The organism is Catenulispora rubra, from assembly GCF_015356825.1.
Taxonomy (GTDB): Bacteria; Actinomycetota; Actinomycetes; order Streptomycetales; family Catenulisporaceae; genus Catenulispora; species Catenulispora rubra.
On sequence record NZ_JAACYW010000276.1, the window covers coordinates 1 to 15457 of the forward strand.

Genomic DNA, 15457 nt, shown 5'->3' on the forward strand with positions numbered 1-15457 from the left:
CTGGAGGAGGGTCGCCTCTCCGGCCCTCCTCCATGTTTTCCGTGTTCTCTTTTTTGGCGCCGTTGACCTATGTGTGGGTGGCTGGGGTGCGGCGGGTGCAGTGGGTGCGGTTGGTTTGTGGGTTTTAGAAGCTTTTTACGGCTTCGCGCATGGTTTGATGACCTCGCCGGGGGACGCAGTTCGGTTGTGCGGAGCGGGTTGCGCTGGCGGCTGGCCGGTGTCGCTGTGCACGACCGCGCGGCGGTCCGTGTCACTGCGCACGCGTCGTGCGGGCGGGTGGCGGCCGCGTGTGGTGGGTGCCAAAAATCAAGAGCAGGCGCCTGCGCGGCGAGCGGCCTCGGCTCGGAGGGATCCCAACACCCCGCGCGGGCGGCGGTCTGAGTGTTGGTCGCCTTCGTCCCGGTTCCCTCATCGCTGTCGTCGCCGTAAACGGAATCAGATCGGCCAGGCGGTATCAAGTCGGATCACTACTGCTGTGGCCGGGTCTCGTGCGACTTGACACCGCCTGTCCGACCTGATTGGCAGAGCCCGCCGACAGCGACGAGGGAACCGGGACAACCCGGCCTGTGGTGTGGATAGGGTCCACTCGGTGCGCGCACGCGGCGGCCCCCCACCCCCCGGAGCGAGGCCGCTTGCCGCGCAGGCGCCGCCGGAGGCGCCTTTCGCCTTTGACTGTGCGTTTGACCTTGACCTTCGCCCGTGAACAAGCACACCGCCGCCCGCCAACACCACACCCGCGCTCACTCGAACCGCCGCGCGGTCGTGCCCAGACTCACCGACGGCCGCCAGCGCCAGCCGCGTGCCACAACCGAACTGCGTCCCCCCGCGAGGCCATCCAACCATGCGCGAAGCCGTAAAAAGCTCTTAAAAACCACAAACCAACCGCACCCCGCCATACCTACCCGTCACCAGCACCCGCACATAAAGCAGGAGGGCGGATTCTGTTCTCTCCGTCAGCTCGGCTCGCCGTCGAGGTAGCAGTCGGGCACCCAGCCGGTCTGCCGGCTCACCATATCCACGCCCTGGTACCAGTAGCTCGTCGTCACACCGTTGTCGCAGGTCGTCGACCGGCCGTTGGAGACGTAGGCCAGGGTCTTGAAGACCTGCCCGGACGTGCCGGTGGCCACCTGCGTGGTGGGGCTGTTCGGATCGTTCCAGACGCCGACGTTCCCCTCCGAGTAGTTGGCCGTCTCATCCAGACAGGCGCCCGGCTGGTTGTTCAGGTTGTCGTAGAAGTAGCAGCTGCCGGACGCGGTCGGAGCTGCGGAGGCCGGAGCGGCGAGCGCGGCGACTCCGCCGAGGCTCGCGACGGCGACGAACATGCTTGCGGCGATTCTGGGACTCATCATGCGCCCAGTGTGATCGCGGGCGCTTACAGATCGCTTTCACTCTCGCAGTTCCCTGATCCGGGTTGGTCTGGAGCCTGGACGAGCTGGGCTGACACCGCCCCGATCCGACCAGCGTGCCGGCCGTCAGTCACACCCCGTCGCAGCGCCGAGTCCGCGACGTCCGGCCAGGCGATGCGCAGCTTGACCGGGGCCCCGACCAGCCGGTCCGGAACGCCGCCCGGCGACTCGATCGGCGACTTCTCCACGCACGTCCCACCCATCGCGGCGTAGAACCGTTGCGCGCTCTGGTTCTGCTCCTGCACCCACAGGTACATCGCAGGGGTCTGCGCCAGCTCGACGACCGCGGCGGCGGCGCGGCGCAGCAGGTCCGTGCCGACGCCTGTGCGCTGGCGGTCGAGTCGGACGTGCAGGTTGTCGACCAGGCTCCCCCACCGGTCGTCGTCGTCCACCACCAGGTGCACGAACCCCGCGAGCCCGGCGTCGTCCTCGGCGAGGACGGTCACGGTGCCGGTCGGCACCGCCAGCCGCGACGACCACACCCGCACGCGCTCGCCCAGGATGTCGCCGTCCAGGTAGGCGTCGGCGTAGGCGCCGCGGTAGTGACGGCGCCAGCTGTCGGCGTGCAGCCGTGCCACTGCTTCGGCGTCCTCGACGCCGGCCTGACGAAACGTGTCCACCCCGTGTCCCCTTCCGTGTCAATGTGCTGGCACGGTACGGATCTGCGCCGCCGGGTGTCCACGGCCGCTCTCATCTCGGACGAGCGCCGGTGTGTGAGGGGGCGCGAGGGCGTGACGCAGAGTCCTCACACACCGGACGCGGTCGAACTCCGGAACCGGATCAGCCGTGCGAGATCGACAGCGCGTAGAAGCCGACCCTGGCGCCGACGCTGGAGTCGCTGCCGGAGGTCTGGTCGTAGTCGCCAGCCTTGAAGTACATGCCGTACCCGTCGAACGTCGACGAGGCCGTCCACGTCTGCGCGGCGCCGCCGTTGAGCGACAGGCTGATCGTGCTGTCGCTCAGCCCGATCACGTAGCTCCACTGCGTGCCGACCGGCACGTTGCCGACGTAGGTGAGCACCTCGTTGCCGCCGGCCGGCGTCTGCTCGATGGCCATCTTGATGTCACCGTTGGAGTAGTAGAACAGCTCCAGCAGCGGCTTGGTCGAACCGCCGGAGCCGAGGTGGATCTGGCCGACGCACACGTGGTTGGGCACCTGCGTGACCTTCAGCGTGGCGCTGAGGGTGTTCGTCGTGCCGGCCGCGAACCAGTTCGCCGCCGAGCCGTCGGAGTTCATCTCCCGCAGTTCGGAGCGCGAGTAGTTCGAGTTCGGGGTGGTGACGCCGTTCTCCGGGTCCCAGAACGTCATCGCGCCGTCGTTCTGGTCGGTGTAGAAGTACGAGTCCTGATACCCGTTCGCGCCCTCCAGCCGCGACGGCACGATCGTGGTCGGCGAGCCCGGTGAGCCGGTCGGCTCCTGGAGCTCCCAGACCGAGAGGTCGAAGTTGCCGCCGGGGGCGACCGAGGTGTTCAGGCCGCCACCGCCGCCACCCCCACCGCCGGTGCCGGAGGGCAGCGTCCACTTCTGGTTGGCGGTGCCGGCGCAGCTCCAGATCTGCACCTGGGTACCCGAGCCGCCGGAGCCGGTGTCGTCCAGGCACTTGCCGGAGCTCGGGTTCAGCAGCTCGCCGTTGGACTGCGGGACCCACGTCTGCGCGCCGGTGCCGTTGCAGTCGTACAGGTCGACGGCCGTGCCGTTGGCGGTGCCGGCGGAGTGCACGTCGAGGCACTTGCCGAGCACCTGCACCGTGTTGCCGGTGCTGTCCACGGTCCAGCTCTGCGCGTTGGTGCCGTTGCACGTGTAGACCTGGACCGGATTGAGATTGGCGGTCGAGGCCGAGCGGTCGTCCAGGCACAGGCCCTGATAGCCGGTGATCTGGCCGGTAACGTTTGCGGCCGACACCGCAGGAGCGAGCGCCATGCTCGTCCCGGCGACGGTCAGCGCGACGCCGAGGGTCCCGGCGGCGAGGGACGCCAGGGGGCGGCGTCCGTGGGGGTGGTGACCGGTGTGGGGAGTCCTGGTCATTGCGGAACGTCCTTTCCGAGCGCGTATATTCACATACATGAACAGTGGTTATGTAGGTGAACGGCGCACACGATAAGAGACACCGGCAGGCTCGTCAATGGCCTGAGTCGCCACCTGCCCGGGGCCCGGAGGAGCTGTCGCACGCCGGGGCTAGATTCGCCGCCATGACAGACACCAGCAGCCCGTCCCCCGCGCCGTTCACCGGCGACCTCGGCGACCCCGACGTCCCGGTCCTGCGCGAGCACTTCCGAGACGTCACGCGCTGGGTGCTCCGCGAATCGGCGAGCGAACAGCTGGCCGCCGGCCAGATCGACGCCCTGGCCGAGGAACTCGCGGCGATCCTGGCCACCGGCCTCGGCCCGGCACTGAGCCGCGAGATCTCGCACCAAGCCGAGACGACCATCGCGAACCCGGAGAACGGGGCCGTGTCGTTCGGCTACGACCACCAGCTCAAGGTCGGCGGATTCACCGCGTCGGACCTGATGAAGCTGCTCGACGCGGTCGGCAGCCTGGTCGACGCCGGCGCCGGCGTGAGCGTCTCGGACGCCATCAGCGGGCTGCACGACACCCACCAGCGCATGCTCTACAACGCACACCGCGCCTGGCTTGCGAAGAACGATCCGGAGTACGCGGCCTCCGACGACTGAGGCCTCCCGCTCCGCGTCACCGCCCCCATCACCCTCCATCTCGCCACTTGCCCTCGCCGTGCATACCCGGTATCTATATAGCCGTGACCCGCAACCATACCGAGTATGCACGGACCCGATAGCGTGTCCGTCAAACACTCCCTCCTGGCCGTCCTCGCCGACGGCGACCGCTACGGCTACCAGCTCCGCGCCGAGTTCGAGGAACGCACCGGCGCCACCTGGCCGCTCAACATCGGGCAGGTCTACACGACGCTGAGCCGGCTGGAACGCGACGGCTTGGTCGAGCCCGCGGGGCAGGACGCCGCCAACCACGTCTTCTACCGCATCACCGATGCCGGGCGGGACGAGCTGTTCGCCTGGTTCGCGCGGCCGGTCACCCGGGCCGAGCGGCCGCGGGACGAGCTGGCCGTGAAGCTGGCGCTGGCCGTGACGGTCGCCGGGGTCGACGTGGCCGCGATCGTGCACGCGCAGCGCAAGCACGCGCTGGCCGCGCTTCAGGACTACACCCGCGTCAAGGCCCGACTGGATCCTGGGGAGCTGGCCGCCTCGCTCGTCCTGGAGTCGATGATCTTCCAGTCCGAGGCCGAGATCCGGTGGCTGGACCACGTCGAGGCGCGGGTGCTGCGGCATGCGCGCGAGGGCCGGACCTTGCCGGCCGACCGAGCCAGCAGTCCCATCAGTCCCAGCAGCACCAGCAGCACCAGCAGCGCCGACTCCGCACCGGCCGCTGCCACCAGGGAGGGGAAAACCATATGACCGGCAAGACGATTCTCGAACTCCGCAAAGTCACACGGACCCACGGCAAGGGCGCGGCCGAAGTACACGCGCTGCGCGGCGTGGACCTGGTCGTACGTGCCGGAGAACTGGTGGCTGTCATGGGGCCGTCAGGGTCGGGCAAGTCGACGCTGCTGTCGCTCGCCGGCGGCCTGGACACACCGTCCGGTGGCGAGGTGGTGGTCCAGGACACGCCGCTGAGCAGCCAGTCCAAGGCCCAGCTGGCGGCCATCCGGCGGCGTTCGGTGGGCTACGTCTTCCAGGACTACAACCTGATTCCGGCACTGACCGCCGCAGAAAACGTGGCCCTGCCTCGCGAACTGGACGGCGTGTCGGCGCGCAAGGCCCGCGTGGAAGCGATCGCCGCGCTGGAGGAAATGGGACTCCGCGCCGAAGCCGACCGCTTCCCGGACGAGATGTCCGGCGGCCAGCAGCAGCGCGTCGCGATCGCGCGAGCGCTGATCGGCGACCGCCGCCTGATCCTGACCGACGAGCCGACCGGCGCCCTGGACACCGAGACCGGCGAGACCGTGTTGCGGCTGCTGCGCAAGCGCTGCGACGAAGGCGCCGCCGGCGTCCTGGTCACCCACGAAGCCCGGCACGCCGCCTGGGCCGACCGCATCGTCTTCATCCGCGACGGCCTGATCGTCGACGAGTCCGCCCCCTCGCAGCGCGCCGAGGACCTGCTGGTCGACGACGAGGCCCGACCATGAGCAACTGGAGTCTCGCGCTGAGGGTGGCGCGCCGCGAAGCGTGGCGGAACAAGAAGCGCTCGGCGCTGGTGGTGGCGATGCTCGCGCTGCCGGTCGCGGGCGCTTCCGCGGCCGACACGCTCTGGCGCAGCTCGCAGATCACCGCCGAGCAGAAGGCCACCTGGCAGATGGGCCGCTACGACGCGCTCATCGACGACATCGGCACTCCGATGTACCAGGTCCCCGATGACAGCAACGCCGGACCGGTGCGGGACGCGGCCGGGAACAGCCGGCCGCTGCGCCAGGCGCCGGCGACCGTCGCCGACCTGGCCGCGTTGCTGCCCCCCGGTTCGCACGTGGCGACGCCGCAATCGACCGACGGCACGGAAGTACAGGTCACCGAGAGCGACGGCCGGGCCTGGGGTCAGGTGCTGGAGACCGACCTCACCGATCCGATGCTGTCCCCCACGGTCGACCACATTGCCGGCTCCGCCCCGGCCACCGCCGACGAGATCGCGCTGAGCAGCTCGATGGCCGGCGAGCTGCACAAGGGCGTCGGCGACACCATCACGGTGCGCGTGATCGGGCCCGGCGGTCGCGACGCGGCTCCCGGGTGTTGATCGGGCCCGGGGGACAGGCGGCGCCGGTCCAGACGTCCCCGCCGTCCACATCGCAGGACACGCAGGAAACATCACAGGACACATCAAACGGGTCCCGGACCGTACGCATCACCGGGATCTACGACAGCAAGCTGCAACCGTACAGCGACGTCGTCTTCTCCCGCCCGGGAGTCCTCAGCCTGAAGCACACCGGCGGCGGCAGCACCGCTTTTCCGATCTCGGTTCCCGGCGGGGTGGACTGGGATCTGACCCAGAAACTCAACGCACAGGGCTTCACCGTGAAGTCCAAGCTGCTCATCGCCCACCCGCCGGCACGTTCGCAGGTCCCTTACTACACGGCCTACCCGAACAACCTCTTCGGCGACACCAACCAGAACAAGACGCTGGCTGTGGCGGCGATCGCGCTGTCCATCGTGCTGCTGGAGGTCGTGCTGCTGGCGGGACCGGCGTTCGCGGTGAGCGCACGCCGTCGGCGCCGCGACTTCGGCCTGCTCGGCGCGGCCGGCGCGGACGGCCGGCGGTTGTGCCGGATCGTGCTGGCCGACGGTGTGGTGCTCGGGGCCGCCGGCGGGGTGATCGGCGCCGTGGTCGGTGTCGCGGCCGCGACCGTCACCCTGCCCTGGTTCGGGCACTTGACCCGGCAGTCGATGGGCGGTTTCCGGCTCGAGCCGCTGGAGCTGCTGGCCGCGGCGCTGGTCGGCGTCGGCACCGGCGTGACGGCCGCGGTCGCCCCGGCGATCACGACGGCGCGCCAGGACGTGCTGAGCGCGCTGACCGGACGGCGCGGGCAGTCGAGGACGCCGTGGAAGCTGCCGCTGATCGGGCTGGTCGGCGTCGTGCTCGGCACCGCGCTGATCCTGGTGGGCGCCTGGCATCACGGCAACGCGATCTTGGTGGCCTCCGGGGTCGGGGCTGCCGAGCTGGGCCTGGTCGCGTGTACACCGGTGCTGGTCGCATGGTCCGGCAGGCTGGCCCGGGCGCTGCCGCTGACCGGGCGCCTGGCGCTGCGGGACAGCGCCCGCAACCGCGGCCGCACCGCCCCGGCGGTGGCCGCGATCATGGCCGCGGTGGCCGGGGCCACGACGGTGGCGATGGTCATCAACTCCGACGACGCCCAACAGCGGCACTACTACCAGAGCCAGCTTCACATGGGCCAGGCCGTGGCGGCGCTCAGCAACAGCGGCCGCGGCGCGACACCGGCCCTGGCGGACCACCTGCTCAAGCAGATCAGCGCGGTGCTGCCGACGAGCGACGCGGCCGTCATGCAGGGCGTCGGTTACGGAGACCAGGAGACGCCGGCGACACCGCAGGTGATCCGCACGCCGCAGAACAGGTGCCCGCAGAACCTGAGCATCAACGCGCAGGACAGGGACAAGCGCTGCGACAAGGGATTCCAGGGCGGCTTAATCCAGTTCCAGACCGGTGCGTCGAACGTGGTGGCCGGGGGTCCGGAGCTGGTGCGGGTGTTGCTCGGCCACGAGGACAAGGTCGCCGAGGACACGCTGAAGGCCGGCGGTGCGGTCGTCTTCGACAAGTTCGATATGGCCACGACCGGGGCGCACCCGACGGTGCAGATCGGCGTCAACGCACCTTGCGAGCCGCAACAGCAGCAACAGCAGTCGTGCCCTGACAAGGGAACGACGACGACGCTGCCCGCGGCGCTCGTCGACAGCCCGCGCTGGGACGTGAGCGTCGTGGTGTCGCCGACCGCGCTGAACAAGCTCGGGGCGAAGTTCGCACCGATAACGCTGCTGTTCGCCACCACGCGGATGCCGACCTCGCAGGAGGAGAAGCAGGCCGACAACCTGGTCGGTGCGGCGGGCATCGAGCAGTCCTTCTACGTCGAGCGCGGCTACCAGAGCCAGACGTGGGTCGGCGTGCTGGCCCTCGCCTTCGTGGCCGGGGCGGTGATGCTGGGCGCGGCGGCGGTAGCCACCGGGCTGGCGATCACCGACGCGCAGGCCGACCTGGAGACGCTGGCGGCGGTCGGCGCCAGGCCCCGGGTGCGGCGACTGCTGGCCGGATCGCAGGCCGCGGTGACGGCGGGGCTCGGCGCGGTGCTGGGCGCGGCCTTCGGGCTGCTGCCGGGCATCGGCCTGGTGGAGGCGAAGGCGCAGCAGATCGCGCAGGATCCCTTCAACTCGCTGTCCGTCCAGAAGACGCAGTTCGCGCCGCCCTGGCTGTACCTCGGGGCGCTGGTCGTGGCCCTGCCGCTGCTGGCCGCCGCCGGGTCGGCCGCGTTCACGCGGTCGCGGATCGAGATGCGGCGGCGCCGCGGGTAGCGTGACGCAGCGGCACGCGAGCAGGGGCGCGTGCCGACACCGGCCGCGACACCGGCCGCCGGGACGGTGGTGTTCCTGCGGCCGGTCTTTCGGGTTTCGGCGCCTGCTGTCGGCGATCCGGCTACCGCGACCGAACCGCGCAATCGTGATATCCGGCGGGCTTCCACCGCGGCCATACCGACGGTCATACTGACGCGCATGGGTGATCTCGGATTCAGCCTCTGGCGGGTGTTGCACCGCTACCGCGACCCCGTGCCGGGCACGTTCCGGCTCACGGCCAGGGACTTCAGCGGGTCGGGCGTGACGTACGTCGGCGTCGTGAGCGCCCCGGGGCTGGCCCCGACTGCCGTGTCGCGCAAGACGTCGCAGCCGAGCAGCCGCTGGGTGCTGGACGGGATGGATCTGCCGGTCGTCGTCGACCGGGCCAGGCCGACCAAGCTCAAGATCCTGTGGAAGCAGGTGCCGACGGAGAAGCAGTACCGGGCGAACCTTCAGGCGCAACAGATGCAGCAGGCTGCTGAGACGGCTGCCCGCATGGCAGCGGGAGACACGACGGCCGGTACCGCTACGCCGGGCAACCTGTTCGGCACCATCTTCTCGGGCAGCGGCAGTCCGTTCGCCGGCGGCGGCAACTTCGCCGGCGGCGGCGATCTCGCGCAGGCCGTCACCAACGCCATCAGCGAGGCCTTCGGCGGCCAGTCGAACACGGCGTGGAGCGAGTCGCACGTCCACGTGGAGATCAACGACGGCGCGCCGATCCTCGACGGCATCCCCGCCACCGCGGTCGTGACGGCGGCGCGGGAGGTGACCGCGCCGGCGTTCTTCGGGCGCATCGTCCCCGGCGGCATCGTCGACCTGACCCTGGAGGTCACGCCGCCGACGGGAGACCCGTACACGACGCACACCCGGCTGGTGTTCTCCACGCCCGAGCGGCGCGCGCGGATCGCGACGCCGGGGACGCGGCTGCCGATCCGGTTCGATCCGACGCGGCCGACGCGGGTCGAGGTGGACAAGACGGCGCTCGATCTGGACTGAGGGCTGCGATCTGGACCCGCCTCAGGCGACGCGCCGGTCGTCGATCGCGTCGAAGTCCCAGTCGATCCCCAGGCCGGGAGTTTTCGGCGCGATCGCGTGGCCGTTCTCCACCTGCATCTGGCTTCGCGTGATCGCGCGCAGCTGCGGGATGTGCTCGACGTAGCGGCCGTTGGGGATGGCGGCGGCGAGGCTGACGTGCAGTTCCATCAGGAAGTGCGGGCACACGTCGACGTTGAAGGACTCGGCGAGGTGCGCGATCTTCAGCCACGGCGTGATGCCGCCGACCCGCGCGACGTCGGCCTGCACGATCGAGGCCGCGCCGCGCGCCAGGTAGTCGCGGAACTGCGCCAGGGAGTACATCGACTCCCCGACCGCGATCGGGATGGTCGTGGACTGCGCCAGCGCGACGTGGCCGGCGACGTCGTCGGCCGGCAGGGGTTCCTCGAACCAGGACAGCCCGAGCGGTTCGAAGGCGGCAGCGCGTCGGCGGGCCTCGGCGCAGGTCATCGACTGGTTCGCGTCGACCATGAGGTCCAGCTCCGGGCCGACGGCGTCGCGGACCGCGCGCAGCCGGTGCAGGTCGTGTTCCACGCGCGGCTTGCCGACCTTGAGCTTCACGCCGGACCAGCCGGCGGCCTGCGAGGCCTGCGCGCCCCGGACGAGGTCGTCGGTCGACAGGTGGAGCCAGCCGCCCTCGGTGTCGTAGAGCGGGACCTCGCGGCGGAAGCCGCCGGCCAGGCGCCACAACGGCTCCGCCGCTCGCTTGCAGCGCAGGTCCCACAGCGCGGTGTCCACCGCGGCCAGCGCGAGCGAGGTGATCGCGCCGACCGTGGTGGCGCGGGTGGAGGCGAACAGGTCACGCCACAGGTGCTCCACGAGAGTGGCGTCCGCACCGACGAGCCGGGGCAGCAGGTGGTCGCGCAGCATCGCCAGGACCGAGCTGCCGCCGGTGCCGATGGTGTAGGAGTAGCCGACGCCGGTGTTGCCGTCGTCGGTGGTGATGCTGACGAAGATGGTCTCCTGCTTCAGGAATGCCTGGACCGCGTCGGTCCGGACGGTCTCCACTTCCAGGTCGGTGAGCCAGGCGGTGGCCTCGACGATCTTGACCGGCATGTGCTGTCCTGCTTTCCCCTCGCCCGGCGCGCCGTGTTCGGGAGGCGGCGGGTCGGCTGGATGCTGCGCGCGTTCGACCGTACCGGAAGCGGTCGAGGAAGATCGGCTCGCGCTCGGGGATTCTCGGCGAAATCGGGGGCCGAACCCGCGTCATGAACCGGGGATTCGCCGGTCTCTTATTGTATGGCCGATACAACTATGAACCCTGCGGCGGACGCCAAGACGACCCGGTACACGGTCCGGCTGGCGTTCCGCGTCCGCGCCGACACCGTCTCCCGCCTCGGTTATCTGTTCCCGGCCGCCTACTTCCACACCGGGGAGCAGGCCGAGCGGTTCGGGATGTGCCTGTGGGCCACGCGGCACCGCAACGTCGTCGCCCTGCACGTGTTCCCGCCGATCAGCGGGCGCAGCCTGGCGCCGGACGGGTGGTCGATCGCCGAGGTGGTGCACGTCGACTGCGGCACGATGCCGCGGCGGCGGGTGCCGGCGATCGTCGTGGCGCCGGGTGGCGCGATGTGGTTGCAGGAGGCGTCGCATCGGGTGGCTGCGGCGGCTCTATAAGGACCTCTATAAGGACACCGACAACAGTCTCGCGGGGTTGGAAATCAGCATTCTGTCGATGGCTTGATCACTGATGCCCAGTTCTTCGAGATCTTGGAGGAAGACACGTCCGAGATAGCCGTAACCATGTCGGCCATGGGTTGCGGGGTTGAGCCACATCTGGCCGCCGGTCAGGTCTTCGGACAGGAGGATCCGGTCGGCGTAGCCCTCGGCGACGAGCGTGGCCAGGCGGTGTGCGCGGGTGCGGTCGGACTGCCTGATCGCGGGCTTGTCGTAGCGGCCGTCAGGCTCCTGATGTGATGGCGTGGGGCGACGGACGTCCCAGTACTGCTTGCCGATGGAATCGAATCCGATGCTCACGCCGCGGTCGAGGACGCAGCGGACGTAGTCGAGGTCGGGGTGGTTGTCCATGTGGCCGATCACCACGCGGTCCAGGGGGACCTCTTCTTGGACGAGGAGGTCGATCTGTTCCAGGGCCATCGTTCCGTGGGTCGTGTGCGTGCTGATCGACAGGCCGGTGAGGTGGTGCGCGCGGGCTGCGGCGCGGAGGCCGCGTTCTTCGTGGTCGGTGATGTGGCCGTCGCTGGTGGGTTGTTCGCCGAGGATGCCGGCGCGGACACCTGTGCTGGTGCTGATACCTGTGTCGTCGGGGGTGCCGTCGCCGGTGCTGCTGGTGCTGCCGATGCCGATGCCGATGCCGATGCCGGTGGTGGCGTCGGCGACGAAGCGGTGTACGAGGTCTTCGATGCTGGCCTTCCTGACCCACGCGGGGCTGAATTCCTCGCGGTAGGTGGCCGTACCCGACACGATGTTCAGCCCGCTCGCTTCGGCGATGCGCGGGAGGAGCGCGGCGTTGGCGCCGGTGGCGTCGCGGCCTGCGTCGCCGTAGGGGCTCAGGTCGACGACCGTTCCGAAGCCGAGCTCCTTCAGACCGCTCAGCGCCTCGACCGCGGCTGCGACCTTCGCGTCGTTGAACTCTGCGTCGGTCAGCGGGCGGCCGGACGTCCCCGGTCCCACGAGCAGCGCGAGCACGTGCTCGTGGGACAGGACTCGGCCGAGTGCTCGCGGGTCGACGTCGCCTCGCACCGTCCGGCACACGGCCTGGGTTGGTTCCATGCGCTACACGCTAGGCGGCGATCACTTCGGTGAGTGCCGAACCATCGCCGGTGACGTCGAGGAAGAGCTTGATGAGCGCGGTGATCGTCTCCGGTGCGTCTTCGGGGCTGTAGTGGCCGACGCCTGGCAGTTCGCTGACAAGCCCGCGCGGGAACGTCTCGCGGAACAGCGGAAGGAAGTGCTCGGCGGCCAGGGTGCGGTCCTCGGAGCCCCAAAGCGTGAGGGCCGGCAGGCCTGCGGCTCGTTCGCGGGCCTCGGGTCCGGGCTGTTCGAAGCGGTGGGCGTCGAGTTCCAGGCCCTTGGCCCAGCCCAGCGCGCCGGCCGCGGCCGCCGGGGTCGGGAAGGGGGCGGCGTAGGCGCGGAGCCAGGACGGGGTGATGATCCCGTTGTTCTGGAAGCCGTTGAGTTTCAGGGTGCTGAGGATGTTGTAGCCGAGGTCGCCGAGGGTCGCGTCGAGGGTGCCCCGGGCGTGTGCCTCGGCGATCCAGGTGAACCACGCGGACTGGGCCGCGTTGGCCTTGAACGCGGCGGGCAGGCCGGGCTGGCCGAAGGCGGTCGGGCCGTTGACGCTGATCACCCGGGAGACGAGCTCGGGGCGGCGAGCCAGCAGGCCCATGCCGGCCGGGCCGCCGAAGTCGTGCAGGACCAGGGTGATGTCGGTCAGGTTCAGGTCGGTGACCAGCGCTTCGAGGTTGTCGACGTGGTCCTGGAGCCAGTAGGTGCGGTCCGCCGGGGTCTCGCTCTTCCCGAAGCCCATGTGGTCGGGGACTATCACGCGGTGCGTCGGCGCCAGGTCGGTGACCAGGTGGCGGTAGAGGTAGCCCCAGGTGGGTTCGCCGTGCAGGGCGAGCACGACGGGGCCGGTGCCCTCGTCGACGTAGTGCATGCGGAATCCGGGGGCGGTGCTGAAGTGCGGCTGGAAGGGGAAGGTTCCGTCGAAGGTCTCGGCGGGGTCGATCATGGCGGCTTCTCCTCGCGGTGCTGGAGCCCTCGGCAGGACTCGGGCGGAGGCCAGCGTAGGCAGAAGTGGTTTCGATTTGCAACCGCTGTAGTCTTGTTTCACCACCAACTTTGGGAACCGAGTGTGAACACAGCCGGCAAGCGAGGAGGCGCGGCGATGACGAAGCGGCAGGCCACCCAGGAGCCCTGTCCGGTGATGCGGACGGTCGACCTGGTCGGAGACCGATGGACGCTGCTGATCCTGCGCGACGCGTTCGACGGACCGTGCCGCTTCAGCCAGCTGCAACGCAGCCTGGGCATCGCCAAGAACATCCTCAGCGACCGCCTCGCCGGCCTGGTCGACGCCGGCATCCTGCGCACAGAACCGGCCGCCGACTCCTCGGCATACCAGGCCTACGCACTGACGGACAAGGGCCGCGACCTCTTCGACGTGATCGTCGCCCTACGCCAGTGGGGCGAGCACTACACATTCGACCCCGGCGAGGAATACCGGCCGCTGATCGACCAGACCACCGGCGAACCGCTGCGCCACGTGGCGTTCACGCGGGAGGACGGCAGCGCCGTGCGGCCGAGCGAGACGGCACTCGGGGAGCTGCGGCCGATCGGCGCGGCGGGGCGGTAGCAGGTTCCATCATCGCGCGACCGGGTGAGCTCCTAACGCCAGCGTGCGCGGTCAGCGCTTCACGAAGCGCGCCATGCGCAGGGCTCGGCAGGCTGCACGAGCGGCTGCATGAGGACGCTGACAAGCAGTAACCCATCGCCGCTGGCAAACACCCGGCGAAGCGGCAATGAATTCCGCACTCAACCCCTTTCCGCAAAATAAGGATGCCCTAAGCTCAACGCGAACCCGTTCCGGACGCTCGCCATGATGGGGCTCCCCTTGTCCAAGATCCCGCCGAGGCTGGCGTCGCCGAAGGTCGTGCTCGCGTTCACCGCCGCCGTGGCGGTCCTCGGCGCGGTTGCCGGTAACGCGATGCACCACTCGCCTGCCAAGCCGACGTATGCCGCCGGGCTGCCTTCCAGTGCGCTGACGGTCGACGCCTATGACTGCGGGGGCGGGTGGACGTCGGCGAAGCCGGGGAAGCAGAACCTGCTCATCGCGAACACCGGCATCGCGACGACCGAGGTCTACCTGATCAACCCGGACAGCGGTGCGATCTACGGGGAGCTCGTCGGGCTCGCGGCCGGGACCAGTGACCAGATGCCCGTCGTGCTCGGCGATGGGACGTACGCGCTGAAGTGCTGGCCTGCCGACGCCGATCCGGTGACCGGGCCCGCTGTGCACGTCACCGGCGGTGCCTCGGCGGCGATGGCCGGGGCCGTGACGCCCGGCGTGCTGCCGGTGTCGCGCGCGGATCTGACCGGGCCGGTGAAGCAGTACCAGTCCTACGTCGAGAACGGCCTGGGCCAACTGAAGCCGTTGGTCCAGAAGCTCCAGGCGGACATCGCCGCCGGGAACCTCGACGCCGCGCGCGCCGACTGGGTGCCCGCGCATCAGCAGTACGAGCGGCTCGGCGGCGCGTACGACGCGTTCGGCGACGTCGGCGACGCGATCGACGGGCTGCCGAACGACCTTCCCGGCGGCGTCGGCGACTCCGGGTTCGGGGGCTTCCACCGGCTCGAATACGGGCTCTGGCACGGCCAGACAGCCGCGCAGCTGACCGGCCCGGCCGGGGACCTGGTGGCGTCGGTGGACAAGCTGGCCGCGGAGTTCCCCGGCGCCCAGATCGACCCGCTCCAGCTGGGCCTGCGCACGCACGAGATCCTGGAGGACGCGGTCCGCTTCGAGCTGTCCGGCCAGAGCGACCAGGGCAGCGGCACGACGATGGCGACGATCGACGCCAACATCGACGGCACGCAGGCCCTGCTGGGCATCCTGCGGCCGATCCTGACGCCGCGCGATCCCGACCTGCCGCGGATCGACGCCGCGCTGACCCGGCTGCGCGGCCTGGTCGAGGCGCAGCGGCACGCCGACGGGTCGTGGACGCCGCTGACGCAGCTCACGAACCCGCAGCGGGAGGCGCTGAACTCGGCGGCGGGGGCCGCGGTGGAGTTGCTGGCGCCGGTCGCGACGATCTGCGAGCCACGGTTGGACAAGTCGTGATGGGGCCGCAGGCGGCAGCTTCTCAGGGCTCTGCAGCAGGATGAAGGGCACGAAGAAGTTGCCCCAGGCCTGGATGAAGGTGAAGATCAGGACCACCGACATGCCCGGGGCGATCAGCGGCA

The 15457-nt window shown here is 70.1% G+C and carries 15 protein-coding genes and 1 pseudogene; 9 read left to right on the top strand and 7 right to left on the bottom strand.

Annotated elements, in window-relative coordinates:
• Positions 1–953: 953 nt before the first annotated feature.
• From GWK61_RS43630 to GWK61_RS57585, 3 genes are all read right to left on the bottom strand, one after another.
• Positions 954–1349, bottom strand: a complete 396-nt coding sequence (locus GWK61_RS43630) for a hypothetical protein (protein WP_194918150.1) — start codon at positions 1347–1349, stop codon at positions 954–956.
• A gap of 23 nt (positions 1350–1372) precedes the next feature.
• Positions 1373–2026 (bottom strand): GNAT family N-acetyltransferase, encoded by a 654-nt coding sequence (locus GWK61_RS43635; RefSeq protein ID WP_194918152.1) that lies wholly within the window; start codon positions 2024–2026, stop codon positions 1373–1375.
• Between the two features lie 160 nt (positions 2027–2186).
• The gene (locus GWK61_RS57585; RefSeq protein ID WP_228563924.1) at positions 2187–3431 is read right to left on the bottom strand and encodes a polysaccharide lyase family 7 protein; all 1245 of its coding nucleotides are present in this window, start codon (positions 3429–3431) and stop codon (positions 2187–2189) included.
• Between the two features lie 164 nt (positions 3432–3595).
• On the opposite strand from GWK61_RS57585, the gene GWK61_RS43645 reads away from it, so the two are divergent.
• The 6 genes from GWK61_RS43645 (at position 3596) to GWK61_RS43670 (ending at position 9481) form a co-directional block, all read left to right on the top strand.
• Entirely contained in the window at positions 3596–4078 is a 483-nt protein-coding gene (locus tag GWK61_RS43645) for a hypothetical protein (protein ID WP_194918154.1), read from the top strand.
• A gap of 123 nt (positions 4079–4201) precedes the next feature.
• The gene (locus GWK61_RS43650; RefSeq protein WP_194918178.1) at positions 4202–4834 is read left to right on the top strand and encodes a PadR family transcriptional regulator; all 633 of its coding nucleotides are present in this window, start codon (positions 4202–4204) and stop codon (positions 4832–4834) included.
• Entirely contained in the window at positions 4831–5565 is a 735-nt protein-coding gene (locus tag GWK61_RS43655) for an ABC transporter ATP-binding protein (protein WP_194918156.1), read from the top strand. Before GWK61_RS43650 ends, GWK61_RS43655 begins: the two co-directional genes overlap by 4 nt.
• Entirely contained in the window at positions 5562–6164 is a 603-nt protein-coding gene (locus tag GWK61_RS43660) for a hypothetical protein (RefSeq protein ID WP_194918158.1), read from the top strand. Before GWK61_RS43655 ends, GWK61_RS43660 begins: the two co-directional genes overlap by 4 nt.
• Entirely contained in the window at positions 6158–8446 is a 2289-nt protein-coding gene (locus GWK61_RS43665) for an FtsX-like permease family protein (RefSeq protein WP_194918160.1), read from the top strand. The genes GWK61_RS43660 and GWK61_RS43665 overlap by 7 nt, the downstream gene beginning before the upstream one ends.
• 198 nt (positions 8447–8644) lie before the next feature.
• The gene (locus GWK61_RS43670; protein WP_194918162.1) at positions 8645–9481 is read left to right on the top strand and encodes a hypothetical protein; all 837 of its coding nucleotides are present in this window, start codon (positions 8645–8647) and stop codon (positions 9479–9481) included.
• Positions 9482–9502: 21 nt separating this feature from the next.
• Here the strand turns inward: GWK61_RS43670 and GWK61_RS43675 are convergent, their stop codons facing one another.
• Positions 9503–10594, bottom strand: a complete 1092-nt coding sequence (locus tag GWK61_RS43675) for a mandelate racemase/muconate lactonizing enzyme family protein (RefSeq protein ID WP_194918164.1) — start codon at positions 10592–10594, stop codon at positions 9503–9505.
• A gap of 183 nt (positions 10595–10777) precedes the next feature.
• Between GWK61_RS43675 and GWK61_RS43680 the strand changes: the two genes are divergently transcribed.
• A complete protein-coding gene (locus GWK61_RS43680) occupies positions 10778–11155 on the top strand; it encodes a hypothetical protein (protein ID WP_194918166.1) in 378 nt (125 codons plus the stop codon).
• Positions 11156–11161: 6 nt separating this feature from the next.
• Here GWK61_RS43680 and GWK61_RS43685 read toward each other — a convergent pair whose 3' ends face one another.
• Positions 11162–12271, bottom strand: a complete 1110-nt coding sequence (locus GWK61_RS43685) for a phosphotriesterase family protein (protein ID WP_194918168.1) — start codon at positions 12269–12271, stop codon at positions 11162–11164.
• A 10-nt stretch (positions 12272–12281) separates the two neighbouring features.
• Positions 12282–13232, bottom strand: coding sequence for an alpha/beta fold hydrolase (locus tag GWK61_RS43690; protein ID WP_194918170.1), 951 nt, complete (start codon positions 13230–13232; stop codon positions 12282–12284).
• A gap of 156 nt (positions 13233–13388) precedes the next feature.
• Between GWK61_RS43690 and GWK61_RS43695 the strand changes: the two genes are divergently transcribed.
• Positions 13389–13853 (top strand): winged helix-turn-helix transcriptional regulator, encoded by a 465-nt coding sequence (locus tag GWK61_RS43695; RefSeq protein ID WP_194918171.1) that lies wholly within the window; start codon positions 13389–13391, stop codon positions 13851–13853.
• A 246-nt stretch (positions 13854–14099) separates the two neighbouring features.
• A complete protein-coding gene (locus GWK61_RS43700; RefSeq protein WP_194918173.1) occupies positions 14100–15335 on the top strand; it encodes an EfeM/EfeO family lipoprotein in 1236 nt (411 codons plus the stop codon).
• A gap of 6 nt (positions 15336–15341) precedes the next feature.
• Here GWK61_RS43700 and GWK61_RS61090 read toward each other — a convergent pair.
• Positions 15342–15457: pseudogene (locus tag GWK61_RS61090) on the bottom strand (carbohydrate ABC transporter permease); the annotation flags it as partial.